The organism is Roseibium sp. MMSF_3247, from assembly GCF_030733765.1.
GTDB lineage: Bacteria > Pseudomonadota > Alphaproteobacteria > Rhizobiales > Stappiaceae > Roseibium.
This window is the reverse complement of sequence record NZ_JASHII010000003.1, coordinates 1-13,679: the sequence shown is the minus strand read 5'-3', so window position 1 is coordinate 13,679 and position 13,679 is coordinate 1. Positions and strand designations below refer to the sequence as shown.

Here is a 13,679-nt window from a genome sequence, read left to right as displayed (position 1 = left end):
TCTATTTACTCCCCGTGGCCGCCGATAGTGTCGCGGACAATTCGGTGCTCACCGCGTAAGAGTAGTTGGACCAAGTTGTCCAACAGTGCGATGGTTAACAAGCTACCGCCCAAAACCATAACCGACTGAGGAATCCAGAGGGCCGTTGCATCCTGCCCTTGGCTGATTTCTTTGAACTTCCATGACCAATAAACAAAGTTGTAGGCGTAGTAGCTAAAGTATCCGGCGATTGCCGCACCAATTCCAAAGCACCAGATTTCCAAAAACCATTTCATACGCGTTGGAACAGCGTTCAAAAGTATCGACACCCTGATATGAGCGCCACGCCCAAGAGCGTTTGCAAAGGCAAAAAACGAGGCTGCGGCCATCGCATAGCCAGCGTAATTGGGCGCGCCCGGGAAAACCTCACCGGTCCAGCGTGCCAGCATTTGGATTACGATTAAAGATAGAATTGCTATCAGGCACAATGCGGCAACTACGCCCGCGGCCACGTAAAGAAAATCCAGCAACTTCCGCAGTGCGGTCATCTCGATGTCCTAACTGAGAAAAAGAGTAGGGCGGCACTGGTGCGCACCGCCCATGGAGTGGTTACTGACAGCTATTGGGCCCTGAAGGCTTCCACAATGCCCACGCCGGCTTCGCCGGCGGCCTCAAGCCATTCAGTTGTCATTGTGGCTCCAACTTCTTTGAGCCCAGCCATCAGCGCATCATTGGCAGGCTCAACGGTCATCCCTCCCGCAGCGAGGCCGGCAAGAGTAAAGCCGGTGTACTCTTTGGCGCGCCAGGTACCAGCATATTCTGCCATCTGAGCGCAGGCCTGGATGACGTTCTTGTTGGCTTCAGACACACCCGACCAAACTTCCGAGTTCACCATGACGTAATTGCGCGGCAACCAAGCATCAACAGAGTAGAAATAGTTCAGGCTTTCCCATACTTTACGATCATAACCGGTCGCTCCAGAGGACACCATGCTATCCGCCACACCGGTGGCAAAAGCCTGACTGATTTCTGCGGCCTCGATTGTTACCGGCAGCATGCCAGTTAGTTCGGCAAGACGCGAAGTGGCGTTGTTGTAGGACCGAAACTTGACGCCCTTCATGTCGTCCATGGTTTTCACTTCATTCCGGAAATACAACCCCTGCGGAGGCCATGGCACGGAATAGAGAAGCGTCAGATTTTGTTCTGCCAGAACTTCTTCTACTGCCGGTTTGGCAACCTCATAAAGCTTGGCATGCTCGTCAAAGGACGACACTAGAAATGGGATCGAATCCCATCCGAAAATCGCACTTTCATTTTGGTGGCCTGAAAGCAGTCGCTCGCCGATCGGTACTTGCCCGGTCTGGATCGCACGTTTGATATCAGCGCCCGCAAAGAGTGATCCGCCCGGATGCGTGCTGATGGTGATGTCGCCACCTGTGCCGGTGGTTACGCACTTTGCGAACTCGGCGCCCGTCACTGAATGGAAGTTCGAACCGGAGTATGCCATCGGCATATCCCATTTTTCAGCAGCAAGTGCCGGAAACGTAGTTGCAGCAACAATCGCCGTTGTTGTCATTACCTTCGTCAAGAGTTTCATTCCACTGCTCCCTTCTGGTTAAGTTGCCGACCTGTTTCCGGTGGAAGGTTATAGTTGTTGGAAACGGGTCGCGGTGTATGGCGACAGGTCAAGGTTGGTTCTTTTTCCTGAGATCATCTGTGCCAATAATCGGCCGGTTTTTGGTCCTCCCGTCAAGCCAATGTGGTGATGCCCGAATCCAAGCCAGGCCCCTTTGATTCCTGGAACTGCACCTATCGCTGGAATGGAATCGGCCGGGGCAGGGCGATGCCCCATCCATTCCACCTCGCGTTCCCATGTAAGGTCTGGCATGGCTGCACGAATGTTTTGCTTCAGAAGCTCAATTGGTGCCGCGGAAGCCCCTGCTTCCAGTCCACCGAACTCAACGACACCTGCAAGCCTGATGCGGCCATCCATAGGCGTAATTACAAACTTGCCGCTAGCCACCATAACCGGTGATTTCGGGAGGTAATTCGGTTCCCAAAGCTCAAGATAGTATCCACGTTCGCTTTCAAGAGGCACATCAAGCCCCAACTGAGCTGCTAGTGGTTTCGACCAAGCGCCGGTTGCCACCAGAATGTCATCTGCTTCAATTGTTCCAAAGTCCGTTTTCAGCGATAGGCCTTCATCCGAATCCACTTCAATGCGCTGCACCTCCGCCTGGACGATTTGAGCGCCGTTTTCTTTGGCATGAGCCGCCAAGGCTTTCACGTATTGGCCCGGGTCCGTAATGCGGCCGTGATCTCCCAGCTTCACGGCAAAACCGATATCCGATGAATAACCATGGTCATAAGCCCTGACCGCTTCGCCTTCGAGTTCTTCCCACTGAAAACCACATGCCGCACGAATGGACCAACCGAACGCGTCTTCTTCGAAGTGTGCCCTGTCGCGATACAAAAACAGGTAGTCAGATGGCACAATAAAGTGTTCGGCTCCTGTACCCTCCGCCAATGCTTGATGCTCTGCCAAACTATCGCCGACGATACCATGGACGGCTTCGGCAATCCGGTTTACATCCTTCTCATTTGCATGCCCCAGATACTTCGCCAGCCAAGGCAACAGTTTAGGCAGATAACTCCACTTGAGAAACAATGGCTGATTGGGTGAAAACAGCATTCTGGGCGCTTTTCGGATCAGGCCCGGTACCGTCACAGGTATCATTGAGCAAGACGCCAGGACGCCGCCATTTCCGTGACTGGCCCCTTCCCCCGGCCCAGCCTTGTCTATCAAGATGACTTTGTGCCCCTCACGCTGCATCCAAATTGCAGTCGACACTCCGATGATTCCGGCGCCGATGATGGCAAGGGTTTTTGTCATGCAGCGGCCTTCGCTACTGCAGAATGATTGAGACGATCTATGTTGGGGCAAATTCCGAGGCCGGGCGTATTTGGAACTGTGACTTGACCATCTTTGACCGGGAACGGTGTCTCAAGAATATCTTGTATAAGGAAATAGCTTGCCTGATAGAACTCGCATCCCAGTGTAATCTCTGATGTTGCAGCAATCATGTGAGTTCCTGCAAGGTGGGCAATGCCCGCTTCGAACATGTCGCCACCGTAGGCGGATAACCCATTGGCGGCAGCAATCCTGGCCACGTCTTGTGCCCTGCCTAAACTTCCCGCCTTCATGATCTTGATCGACACCCCATCACAGATACCTTCTCGAACGGCTCGAGCCATATCCTCGGGACCAAAGACAGATTCATCAGCTAGCAACGGAACATCGATTGTGTCGCGTAAACGTGCCATCATCGCATATTGGTCTTTGTGCACCGGTTGTTCGATGAAGTCCGGTCCGAAGCTTGCAACGTCCAAAACGCGGGCTGGTGCCTCGTCGATGGTGAGCCCTTGATTGAAATCGACCCGAATCCTCAGGGCGGGGTAATTACGTTGCAAAAACTCAAGTCGCATCATGTCGAAAGCATGATCCTTAAAACCCGCCTTGAGCTTAACAATCCCGACGCCATCTTCCACCAACCGATCCAGCAAAACTCTGTCTTTGGCAAAATCTGGATCTGCAATCGATACGGAAAGTGGAATTGTATCGCGGCTTTTTCCTCCCAAGAGCGCCCACATGGGGGTCCCGAGAATTTGTCCCGTGAGGTCGAGGAGCGCAGTGTCCAATGCAGTTTTCGCTTCGGTCGCATGAGCCACCGCCAGAGCCGCGTCTTTGATGATTGCTGCCCGGTCACCTATGGCCCGCCCTATGACGATCGGACGGATGTAGCGATCAAGGGCTGCGAAACTTGCCTCTGGTGATCCAGTAAAAACGGACCAGGGCGACGCTTCCCCCCAACCAACGTGACCGCCTTCGCTCTTCAAGCGCACAACGACGATCTCGCAAGCACCCTCGACCGTTCCGATCCCGTGGTCGCGCCGCGACCGGACAGGAAGCGACAGATGCCACAGTCCCATCTCTATGATCTTTTGATCAAGATCCATAAACTTCCCCTTCGGGAAAAATACTGAAGCCTGACAAACATCATTTCAAATACAGAGTTTTTGATGCACCATCATTTTTTGTGATGTTTGATCGTTCAGGATACGCACATGCCGTTGAGATTTCGCCAACTTCAGGCGTTTCACGCAATCGTCGAAACCGGAACCGTTACAGGTGCAGCGGCTCAATTGGGCATTTCGCAACCAGGTATTTCAAATTTGTTGGCCCAGCTGGAACGTCAGACGAAACTCAAACTATTTGAGCGCAGTAAGGGCCGGCTGCAACCGACCCCGGTTGCAGATGTTCTTTTTCGAGAAGTAGATACGGTCGTTCGGGGACTGGATCACGTTGGCCAAGCCATCCACGATTTGCAGAACAAACAAGCCGGGCAGCTTCAAGTCGCTGCTCCTCATCTGCTATCCTTCGGTTTTATGCCCAGCGAAATTGCCAGCTTCTCTAAGGACCGACCGGACCTCCTCATTTCGTTCCAATCGCAATACTCATCTAAAATCCAGGAATGGGTTATGGCGGGTCTCTTCGAGATTGGCGTATGCGAGATGCCTGTTCACCACGATGCTCTGGACCGGGAGATTTTTCATTTTGAAACCATGGTGGCGATGCCGAGTGGTCACAAGCTGGCACATCATGATGTGCTAACGCCCGAATTGCTTGATGGCCAGCCGTTTATTGTTATGGGGCCGGAACATATGACCCATCGGCGGACACGAGAAGCTTTTGAAAGCCGGAACGCGAATTGGCGGCCAAAAATCCACACGCATTTATCCGAGAACCTTTTGAGTTTCGTGAAACAGGGCATGGGTATCGCGCTGATCGACCCGTTTACGATTCATTTTGACAAAGAATCTGGATACATTACACGGCCGTTCGAACCCTCAGTGACGCTCGATTTAGCCGTGATTACCTCGCGAAACCGTCCAATGACGCAGGTAGGGGAGGCCTTTTGGGCTCAATTACGCAAGAGCCTGGCCGGTTTTTCAAGGAGCTCCAGTTCCAACGGTGCCTAAGCAACCCATTCAGAGACTGGCGCGGCTGCCTCATGCAGAGGTTGTGAAATAATATCTACGAGGGTCGGCCCGTCGTGGTTGACCGCCTCCTTGAGAACATGCTTCAAATCCGCCGGATCCTCAACTCGCCAACTTTTGATGCCAAAAGCACTGGCAACTGCAGCGTGGTCTGTTCGGCTGAAGTCCACGTTATAAAAACGACGTTCAAAACCTGCATCTTGCCCGGCCTTAATCCAGCCGTATGTCGCGTTTGAAAAGACGATTGAGGTGATGGGCATCCGATGCCGGACCATTGTCTCAAATTCGCCGCAAGCAAAACCGAAGCTTCCGTCACCCATTGCGGCAATCGTCTTAACATTCGACCTTCCTACATGTGCTCCCATGGAGGCAGCCAGAGCATACCCCAGTGCTCCGTGGGCGCGATTTGTGATGAAGCTGCGGCCCGGCTTTCGCCAACGGTAGTGAGCACTGAAGTAGGGGCATGGTGTGCCCGGATCTGCGACGATTGTGGCATCATCTTCCAGAATGTCCATCAACGCGGCGATCACAGCTTCTGGTCGGATAGGGCGATCCATAGATGAGGCCAACACGTTGAAGGAAGATAGTTTGGCATTCCATGCCTTAGCCGCGCGAGCTGCTCCACCTTGTGGGGCAAGGTCCGGGATGGCCTCAAGTGCTAATGCCAAGGAGTTGAGCGCTAAACGGGCATCTGCGTTTATCGCCACATCTGTCTTGTAGTTGGCTCCAATCACCATTGGGTCACTGTCTATGTGGAGAATGGTCTTGTCCTGGGCCGGTGAACGCCATCGCTCTGTGGTCACAGAACCCGCCCGGCAACCAACGAACAGGATCACGTCGGCGGCGTCGACTGTCGCCCGCGTTGCCGGATTTCCGCCATTGGAGCCGACGACTCCGAGTGCAAGTGGATCCGTTTCAGCAATGCTGCCCTGACCGGAGACCGTCGTGGCGACCGGGATCTGCAGCAGTCTCGCCACTTTTGCCAGGATGTCCGTGGCACCAGACAGAACTGGGCCACCGCCGCTGATAATAATCGCGTTTTTCGCCTTAGCGAGAATTTGCGCCGCTTCTTCAATTGCAGCTTGTTCGGGTGCGCTACGTTCAGCCGGATACGCGCCGTGGCATTGGTCGGCCCAGATCTCGGCCTCATCTACCGGCGCCTTTTGTGTGTCAAAGGGTAGGGCAAGGTGGGTGGCACCCGGGGTGCCGGTCGTCATGGCGCGGAAGGCAGCGCGAACACTTGCGGGCAGGCGAGAGGCGTCGTCCAAGGAGGTGTTCCATTTGGTAACAGTCCGGAAAAGCGCTTGTTGGTCCAGTTCGGTAAGTGGATACTTGCCTCTGCTGGTGGTTGCGACATCTGAAGTGATAGCAAGAATGGGAACCGAGCTTTCATTCGCCTCGACAACGCCTGGAAGGATGTAGGTTGCTCCGCCCCCGGACGGCCCCTCGCATACACCCGGTCTGCCGGTTACCCGCGCATATCCGTCGGCCATATAGGCGGCGTGCCTCTCGTCCCTGGTAAGGAGGTGGGCAATGCCGTGGTCAAGCCGGGCGAGCGCGTCATAGAATGGTAAGGTGGTATCTCCACATAGGCCGAAAATGTGCGTCACCCCATGAGCTTCAAGCATGCGCACCATCGCTTCAGCGCCGGTCAACTGATTGGTCATCAAGTCCTCGTTCAACCTGAATACGTATCTGTATACAGATATGAATATTGTAATAAAATCCTGAATATGGCAACACGCGGTATTGCGACTGGCTGGGGTCGCAAAAACCAAAAGAAAGCAGGCACCGGTAGTCATGTCTAAGATATATGATCATATCAAATCGATGGTCGTCGGCTTTGCCTTGCGCCCGGGTGACAGGCTGAACGAAAGCTCTCTGTCAAAGGATCTCGGAGTTTCCCGCACGCCTTTGCGCGAAGCACTAAACAGGCTCGTGTCCGAGGGGCTCATTGATGTTCGCCCAGGTGAAGGTTTTTTCTGCCGCAAGCTCGACCCGGAGGGAGTTTATCACCTTTACGACCTTCGCGAGGCTTTGGAGGTCGCCGCAGTTGAACGCGCTTGTGCCCGCGCAAGCAATGACGAACTCACCTCTCTTTCTGACTGGCTGGATGCGGAGGGAATGGACGTCGCGGGTCTGACAGTTGCGGAGGCCTGCGCGAGAGACGAAGCCTTCCATATAGGGATCGCGAAACTTTCGGGAAATCCATTGCTTGTCGCACAGCTCGAAGCACTGAATGAAAAAATCAGGTACTTGCGTTGGGTTCAGATGGATGAAAACAGACTAAAGTCCACAAAAAACGGTCACAGGCAGGTTATGGAGGCTTTGATCAACCGAGATGGCTCGGCAGCGACCTGCTCAATCCGCGAGCATATCTTCAAGCGGATGGATCAGATCAACGATGCCGTTAGCAAAGGTATTTCGAACATCTTTATGGATCAGACAGATGCTCTTACTGGACGCATTTTGAAATCGGAAGATGCGGCATGATCGCGACCGGCGGGAAAACCGTATATGGGGCATCGGTGGGCATCTTGATGCTGGAGGCACGGTTCCCTCGCATTCCTGGCGATATGGGCAATGCTCAGACATGGCCCTTTCCGGTGATGTACAAGGTCGTGCGTGGTGCTTCGCCAAGTCGGGTTGTGCGGAGCAATGCAGACGGGCTGCTTGATGCTTTCATTGATGCAGCACGGGAACTGGTCGCGGACGGTGTCGACGGAATCACTACAAACTGCGGTTTCCTGTCGCTCGTTCAAGATGAACTGGCACGTGCTGTGTCAGTTCCGGTTGTGACATCTTCCTTGCAGCAGGTGGCCATGGTCAACCGATTGATGCCAGCGGGAAAACGTGCAGGCATACTGACGATTTCAGGATCAACACTCACTCAGGCACACCTGGAGGCTGCGGGTGTTCCGGACGGTACACCTATCGGCACAACCGAAGGCATGAGTGAATTTACACGGGCTATCTTGAACAATGAAACGTCTTTGAATGTTGAGCTTTCAAGGGAAGACAACATCCGTGCTGCGATGGCCCTGAAAGAGGCACATCCGGATCTCGGGGGACTGGTTCTGGAATGCACCAATATGTGTCCTTATGCTCAAGATATTTCACACGCTACGGGGCTGCCGGTTTGGTCCATGGTCAGTTTTGTCGAGTGGTTTCAGTCAGGTCTGGTTCCCAAACGTTTCCCCGAGTGATCTGCCTTGATGTCAAAGAGGAGTAGGCCGGAAAAGTGTCTACATAAAGCGTGCCGTCCGCTTTTGTCTTGATTCAGTGAAACATCTGCTTCTTGACGACTTCAAGAGCGGTATGACTGCAAAGAACTGCGGCTCGGTGAACGCAAAGAACTGTGTGGGGCATATACCGGACAGCGGTTCTTCTATGCGGGCTATATGAAGACTGTAGTGAAGTATCTGGTGATCGCCTTCACGACGATCGTAATGCGCTTTGACACACCCATGGCGAATGGGAGCATTTGCTCGTAACGCTTTGAGCTATGGCGCGTGAGCTGTCCCGAGATGTATGCTTGGGGCGGCTCTGCGATCAAGTTAGAAAATGCTCCGCTGCAGCTTGAACAGCGGATAGATGATCCAATGCGTTAAGTGTCCCCTTTTAACCTTGTCAGCTCGTCGTGAGCCGCCCAGGTTTAAGGCCCTTACGCTAGTGCGCCGAAAAGACTCATTAACGCGGCTATAAGACTTACAACAGTTTATGCCGAAAGCTGACGTTCATTTGGAACGCAGCGAAATGATCGGTTGGGCGGGTTCTGGACCTTCTCTGCGTTGTGGTCCAAGGTCCTTAGTACGGACAGAGCTACCTATCGATGCGCTCGCAGGCGTGTGTGCTGTTGGAGTGATGAGTTGATCATCGCTTTGAAACGCGCACAGGCAACTTGCTAGAGGCCTTCATTTCCTTCAGCGACAGGTTTGAACGAATGCTGGTCACACCAGGCAGGCGCCGTAAGGTGCTGTCAACAAAGGCGCTGTAGTCGTCCAGATCACGCGCGACCACGATCAGCAGAAAATCATCCTCGCCCGTGGTGTTGTGGCAGGCGAGAATATTGGGCGTGACCTCGATAATGCGCTGGAATTCGGCTGTGGCAGTCTGATCGTGCTCTGAGCAACTCAATTGAACGAAAGCCATGACACCGAGCCCAAGCTTTCGGCGGCTAAGTTGGGCTTGATAACCCTCGATGATGCCCGTCTCTTCCAGTTTCTTGAGCCGCCGCCAACAAGGTGTTTCACTCATATTGAGGTGTTCAGCCAGTTTGGCGTTGGTCATCCGCCCGTCGGCTTGAAGAAGTTCGAGAAGCTGTGCGTTGACTGTGTCGATGCCGGACAAGGGAAGAATTTCCTCAAATAGCTTGGATGACGAGGGCTTTCTGCTCAAAATAATCATAACACGGGGCAGACCAGCAAGGCAATTTCACTGTCGCTTGATAGTTTTCCCTCAAGCATTTGATAAAATCGAAAGATCCTGCCATGAAAGCCGTCCTGTTCGAGAAATTCCAAGAAGCCCCCAAGATCGTGAGCGTAGCAGATCCGTCACCGGAAGCGCATGGTGTCGTCCTCAAGGTGGAAGCCACCGGTGTGTGTCGCAGCGACTGGCACGGTTGGATGGGCCACGACAGCGATATCGAGCTTCCACATATTCCGGGCCATGAACTTGCGGGTGTGATCGCGGCGGTTGGCAAGGACGTGAAGAACTGGAAAGTGGGCGACCGGGTCACCGTACCTTTCATCTGCGGCTGTGGATCGTGCAGCGAGTGTCATGCGGGTCACCAGCAGGTGTGCCTGCATCAGGAGCAACCCGGCTTCACCCATTGGGGCAGTTTTGCCGAGTACGTGCCGATCCATCAGGCTGATCTGAATGTTGTGGCCTTGCCCGATGCGATGGATTTCGCCACCGCTGCCAGCTTGGGATGCCGGTTCGCCACATCGTTTCGCGCCGTGATCGACCAGGGCAAAGTCAGCGCCGGCCAGTGGGTCGCCGTCCACGGTTGCGGCGGCGTCGGTCTGTCTGCGGTGATGATCGCCAGTGCGGCAGGTGCGAATGTGATCGGGGTCGATCTCGATCCGGCCAAACTTGCCTTGGCCAAGGACCTTGGTGCGGTCGCGGCCATTGATGGTAAGGACGATGTGGTTGATGCCATCAAGGAGATCACCAGGGGCGGCGCGCATGTTTCGCTGGATGCGCTGGGACACCCGGCGACAATGACCAATTCGATCCTCTGCCTGCGGCCGCGAGGCAAGCATATTCAGGTGGGCCTCATGCTTGGCGATCACGCGGCTCCTGCAGTGCCGATGCCAAAGATCGTCGGGCAAGAGATCGAACTTCTAGGCTCCCACGGGATGCAGGCACATCGCTACGGCGCGATGCTCGATATGGTCGAGAGCGGGAAGCTGGATCCTGCACAGCTCGTTGGAGAGCGGATCAACATCGAGGCCGCCCCGGAAGCCCTGATGAACATGGACAAGTTCCAATCCATCGGAGCAACCGTCATCACGAGTTTCTGAGGCATGGACAAGATTGCATTCATCGGCGGTGGCAATATGGCGGCGGCCATCATTGGCGGAGTGATTGCCAGCGGGCGGGAGCCGTCATGGATCACGGTTGTCGATCCGAACGCCGACCAGAGGGAGCGTTTGGCAAGTGAGCACAACGTTCGAACGACGGACGATGTGGCGGACGCTACTGACGCTGACATCTTTGTGCTGGCGGTCAAACCTCAGGTCATTCCTGCCGTTGCCAAGCAAATGGACGCAGACCTGTCTGGCAAACTGATCCTCAGCATCGCCGCAGGCGTCACCCTTGCCACCTTGGAAAACCTCTTCGGACCGGTTGCTGTTGCGCGCGCGATGCCCAACACGCCGGCTTTGTTGGGTCTGGGAGCGACCGGGCTTTATGTAAACGGCTACGCGAGCGAAACCCAGCACAGAGCTGCCAAGGACATCATCGAGGCGTTCGGCATATGCGTCACCTTGGAACGTGAAGACCTGCTTGATGCGGTGACAGCCGTGTCAGGCAGTGGCCCGGCCTATTACTTTTTGATGATCGAAGAGATGATCCGGGCCGAAACCGCTCTGGGTCTGGCCCCAGAAGATGCCAAAGCACTGACCCTGCAAACAGCCCTTGGCGCCGCAACAATGACTGCGCAAGGCGACACACCGGAAAACCTCCGGGCCCGTGTTACTTCACCAAATGGAACAACCCACGCGGCCATTGTCTCGATGCAGGACAACGGCTTTGGAGAGGTGGTCGCCAAAGCCATGACAGCCTGACGAGATCGGGCTGTGGAGCTGGGAAAGGACTAGAAGATGATCATTCGATGGTGGCGGGCCGTGGCGGGGTCTCAAGAAGTGCTCCAACAATACGCGGACCATCTTCAAAGGACGACATTCCAAGAGATGGCGAACTTGCCAGGTCACCTTGGCGCGTCTCTGGCCGTTAAAGTGAACGGAACAGATTGCGAGCTGGTCGTTACAAGCCTGTGGTCAGACCTTGCCTCTGCGGGACATTTCGAAAAAGGCGCATTCGATGATGCCGTGGTCAAACCGAGCACCCAGAAGCTGCTCAAGTCCTTTGACTTGAAGGTTGAATATTTCGAGACGTTGGTGACAACAGGGATCTTGAGCGAGGGCTGATGCAGGATGTTTGAACAGGTTATGGAGTATCCCGTCGATCCCATCATGATCGGGGCTGACTATTTCGCCGCCGATCCCCGCAGGGACAAGCTCAACCTGACCGTGGGCATCTATCAAGACGAACACGGCCAAACGCCAGTTCTGGAAGCCGTCAAGTTGGCCGAACAAAAACTGATCGAGAGCCAGACCAGCAAATCCTACCTCGCTCTGACAGGCGATGCGAACTATTGCAACGTCCTGGGGCATGAGATCATGGGGCAAGCCTATGATGACGGCTGGGTATCCGCTCAGACCTCGGGTGGGGCTGTCGCCTTGAGGGTGATGGCGGACCTTCTGGCGCAAATGCCGAAACCGCCCACCGTCTGGCTGCAAACACCGACTTATGGTAACTACGTCCCGATCCTGACTTCGGCCCATGCGCGTTTCGCGCAGGTGGCGTACTACGACCGGCTCAAGCGCGAGATCACCTTTGACCAGATGCTGGACGGGCTGACAGCCGCCCGCGCGGGCGATGTCTTTCTCATGCAGGGCGTCTGCCACAACCCGACCGGCGCGGACATGAACATAGAGCAGTTCCACGCGGTGCTCGACCTCCTTGAGGCGCGCGGGATCATCCCCTGGATAGACCTCGCCTATCTGGGCTTTTCTCAAAGCTGGGACGCTGATTGCGCCATGGTGCGTAAGATCGCCGAGCGCTTTCCCGAGTGCATTGTCTGCATCACCCTGTCCAAATCCTTCGGGATTTACCGCGACCGGGCTGGGGCGCTGTTCGTGAAAACGCGCGCGGGCGACAGGGACAGAATGCATCGCGCCGTGTCTGCGATCGTCCGCTCTGGCGCGTCCCACGCGCCGGATCACGGGCCATCGGTCGTCCGCACGATCTTGCAAGACGATATTCTCAAAGCGCGCTGGCTTGACGAGCTTGACCAGATGCGCACGCGGGTTGCCCGGGTGCGCCAACAGATTGCAGATACCGAACGCGCCGAATTCGGCACCGATCAGCTTGCCTATATTGCGAAACAATCCGGCATGTTTTCCCTCCTGCCGCTGAATGAAACCCAAGAAACCGCTCTGACGCGTGATCATGGCATCCATGTTGTGAAAGGTGGACGCGTGAACGTTGCTCGATTGGGGGCAGCGGACGCCAAGAAGCTGATCCGAGCAATCTCGGAAACAACATCTGCCACATAACAAGAAGCGCGCTGCAAAAAGATCGGCCCATCAAATATTAGTCATGCAAACAATGCGGTGTGGGCGACTGAACAAGCTTCAACATCAGACAATCTGGGCTCGTCCCGGTCATTCGCGGCAATCGGCTCAAATGTCCGCTTTGGGCCGTGTCTTTCAGAAGCGTTCTTCGACGTAAAGGTCTGCTGCTGAGACCTCCTGCCTAAAAGCTGCCGATGCCTACCCGGCTTTGTTTCGATCGTTAGTGAAAACAAAAACAGACCTTGGATCCTAGCTCAAACCACGTCATGCAAAAAGCGGAACCGCTATGCGGCAAATATGGAAAGGCGCTCAGAAATAATTCTCCGATAGGTGAAAGCGAGCGCTGATCCGCTAGAAATCTGATTTTCTTGGGAATGATGTTGGTAGCGGGAGAGGGACTCGAACCCCCGACACGCGGATTATGATTCCGCTGCTCTAACCACCTGAGCTACCCCGCCATCCGGTCAGCGGCTTCTTGTTCAACCACTGCGATGTGGAGGAGCTTATAGTTAGGCTGCGCGCAGGCGTCAAGCGTTGAATGCTTGCCTGCGCGCATTCTTTCTAAACGCCGATCAGGCGGCAGAAACCGGGGCTTGCGCTTGTGGAAAATCCACCGCCCAAGTGCCGGTGCGCTCGGTCTTGTGGATCCAGCCGCCCCCAAGGACGCGGGCCGTGTCGTCATCACTGTCGAAGAAGACGCACGCCTGACCGGGTGCGACACCCGTTTCGCCGTTGGCAAGATCAACAAAGGCCTTGCCGTTTAATATCCGTAAGGTCGCC

14 protein-coding genes and 1 tRNA gene are annotated in these 13,679 nt (G+C 54.9%); 7 read left to right on the top strand and 8 right to left on the bottom strand.

What is annotated here, in order from left to right:
* Positions 1–5: 5 nt before the first annotated feature.
* From RBB44_RS10470 to RBB44_RS10455, 4 genes are all read right to left on the bottom strand, one after another.
* Positions 6–527, bottom strand: a complete 522-nt coding sequence (locus tag RBB44_RS10470) for a TRAP transporter small permease (protein WP_306147331.1) — start codon at positions 525–527, stop codon at positions 6–8.
* A 71-nt stretch (positions 528–598) separates the two neighbouring features.
* Positions 599–1,576 carry a TRAP transporter substrate-binding protein gene (locus RBB44_RS10465; protein WP_306147330.1) on the bottom strand — a complete coding sequence of 326 codons (978 nt, stop codon included), beginning with the start codon at positions 1,574–1,576 and terminating at the stop codon, positions 599–601.
* A gap of 48 nt (positions 1,577–1,624) precedes the next feature.
* Positions 1,625–2,872: an FAD-binding oxidoreductase gene (locus RBB44_RS10460; RefSeq protein WP_306147329.1), complete on the bottom strand. Its 1,248-nt coding sequence runs from the start codon at positions 2,870–2,872 to the stop codon at positions 1,625–1,627.
* Entirely contained in the window at positions 2,869–3,996 is a 1,128-nt protein-coding gene (locus tag RBB44_RS10455; RefSeq protein WP_306147328.1) for an enolase C-terminal domain-like protein, read from the bottom strand. The genes RBB44_RS10460 and RBB44_RS10455 overlap by 4 nt, the downstream gene beginning before the upstream one ends.
* Before the next feature lie 108 nt (positions 3,997–4,104).
* Here RBB44_RS10455 and RBB44_RS10450 point away from each other — a divergent pair, with 108 nt between their 5' ends.
* Entirely contained in the window at positions 4,105–5,019 is a 915-nt protein-coding gene (locus RBB44_RS10450; RefSeq protein ID WP_306147327.1) for a LysR family transcriptional regulator, read from the top strand.
* On the opposite strand, the gene RBB44_RS10445 is transcribed toward RBB44_RS10450, so the two are convergent.
* Complete coding sequence (locus tag RBB44_RS10445; protein WP_306147326.1) at positions 5,016–6,704, bottom strand: thiamine pyrophosphate-binding protein; 1,689 nt, start codon at positions 6,702–6,704, stop codon at positions 5,016–5,018. The two genes, RBB44_RS10450 and RBB44_RS10445, sit on opposite strands and share 4 nt — an antisense overlap.
* Before the next feature lie 133 nt (positions 6,705–6,837).
* Between RBB44_RS10445 and RBB44_RS10440 the strand changes: the two genes are divergently transcribed.
* Positions 6,838–7,530 (top strand): GntR family transcriptional regulator, encoded by a 693-nt coding sequence (locus tag RBB44_RS10440; protein WP_306147325.1) that lies wholly within the window; start codon positions 6,838–6,840, stop codon positions 7,528–7,530.
* Entirely contained in the window at positions 7,527–8,243 is a 717-nt protein-coding gene (locus tag RBB44_RS10435) for an aspartate/glutamate racemase family protein (RefSeq protein WP_306147324.1), read from the top strand. Before RBB44_RS10440 ends, RBB44_RS10435 begins: the two co-directional genes overlap by 4 nt.
* A gap of 667 nt (positions 8,244–8,910) precedes the next feature.
* On the opposite strand, the gene RBB44_RS10430 is transcribed toward RBB44_RS10435, so the two are convergent.
* A complete protein-coding gene (locus RBB44_RS10430) occupies positions 8,911–9,387 on the bottom strand; it encodes an Lrp/AsnC family transcriptional regulator (protein ID WP_306147323.1) in 477 nt (158 codons plus the stop codon).
* Positions 9,388–9,527: 140 nt separating this feature from the next.
* Here RBB44_RS10430 and RBB44_RS10425 point away from each other — a divergent pair, with 140 nt between their 5' ends.
* The 4 genes from RBB44_RS10425 to RBB44_RS10410 all read left to right on the top strand — a co-directional run bounded on the left by RBB44_RS10425 (position 9,528) and on the right by RBB44_RS10410 (position 12,881).
* On the top strand, positions 9,528–10,562 hold the full coding sequence (locus RBB44_RS10425; RefSeq protein ID WP_306147322.1) for a zinc-dependent alcohol dehydrogenase family protein: 1,035 nt from the start codon (positions 9,528–9,530) through the stop codon (positions 10,560–10,562).
* A gap of 3 nt (positions 10,563–10,565) precedes the next feature.
* Positions 10,566–11,327: a pyrroline-5-carboxylate reductase gene (gene proC / locus RBB44_RS10420; RefSeq protein ID WP_306147321.1), complete on the top strand. Its 762-nt coding sequence runs from the start codon at positions 10,566–10,568 to the stop codon at positions 11,325–11,327.
* 126 nt (positions 11,328–11,453) lie between these two features.
* Positions 11,454–11,690, top strand: a complete 237-nt coding sequence (locus RBB44_RS10415) for a hypothetical protein (protein ID WP_306147320.1) — start codon at positions 11,454–11,456, stop codon at positions 11,688–11,690.
* A gap of 6 nt (positions 11,691–11,696) precedes the next feature.
* Complete coding sequence (locus tag RBB44_RS10410; RefSeq protein ID WP_306147319.1) at positions 11,697–12,881, top strand: aromatic amino acid transaminase; 1,185 nt, start codon at positions 11,697–11,699, stop codon at positions 12,879–12,881.
* Between the two features lie 399 nt (positions 12,882–13,280).
* Here the strand turns inward: RBB44_RS10410 and RBB44_RS10405 are convergent.
* Both RBB44_RS10405 and RBB44_RS10400 read right to left on the bottom strand, forming a co-directional pair.
* Positions 13,281–13,357 (bottom strand) — tRNA-Met (locus RBB44_RS10405).
* Between the two features lie 114 nt (positions 13,358–13,471).
* A partial coding sequence (locus RBB44_RS10400) for an aminomethyltransferase beta-barrel domain-containing protein (protein WP_371932242.1) occupies positions 13,472–13,679 on the bottom strand: 208 nt, incomplete at its 5' end.

Bases quoted from the DNA above. Each gene is read 5' to 3' on its own strand.
- RBB44_RS10470 (WP_306147331.1), bottom strand. From the start codon at position 527: ATGACCGCACTGCGGAAGTTGCTGGATTTTCTTTACGTGGCCGCGGGC.
- RBB44_RS10465 (WP_306147330.1), bottom strand. From the start codon at position 1,576: ATGAAACTCTTGACGAAGGTAATGACAACAACGGCGATTGTTGCTGCA.
- RBB44_RS10460 (WP_306147329.1), bottom strand. From the start codon at position 2,872: ATGACAAAAACCCTTGCCATCATCGGCGCCGGAATCATCGGAGTGTCG.
- RBB44_RS10455 (WP_306147328.1), bottom strand. From the start codon at position 3,996: ATGGATCTTGATCAAAAGATCATAGAGATGGGACTGTGGCATCTGTCG.
- RBB44_RS10450 (WP_306147327.1), top strand. From the start codon at position 4,105: ATGCCGTTGAGATTTCGCCAACTTCAGGCGTTTCACGCAATCGTCGAA.
- RBB44_RS10445 (WP_306147326.1), bottom strand. From the start codon at position 6,704: ATGACCAATCAGTTGACCGGCGCTGAAGCGATGGTGCGCATGCTTGAA.
- RBB44_RS10440 (WP_306147325.1), top strand. From the start codon at position 6,838: ATGTCTAAGATATATGATCATATCAAATCGATGGTCGTCGGCTTTGCC.
- RBB44_RS10435 (WP_306147324.1), top strand. From the start codon at position 7,527: ATGATCGCGACCGGCGGGAAAACCGTATATGGGGCATCGGTGGGCATC.
- RBB44_RS10425 (WP_306147322.1), top strand. From the start codon at position 9,528: ATGAAAGCCGTCCTGTTCGAGAAATTCCAAGAAGCCCCCAAGATCGTG.
- proC (WP_306147321.1), top strand. From the start codon at position 10,566: ATGGACAAGATTGCATTCATCGGCGGTGGCAATATGGCGGCGGCCATC.
- RBB44_RS10415 (WP_306147320.1), top strand. From the start codon at position 11,454: ATGGCGAACTTGCCAGGTCACCTTGGCGCGTCTCTGGCCGTTAAAGTG.
- RBB44_RS10410 (WP_306147319.1), top strand. From the start codon at position 11,697: ATGTTTGAACAGGTTATGGAGTATCCCGTCGATCCCATCATGATCGGG.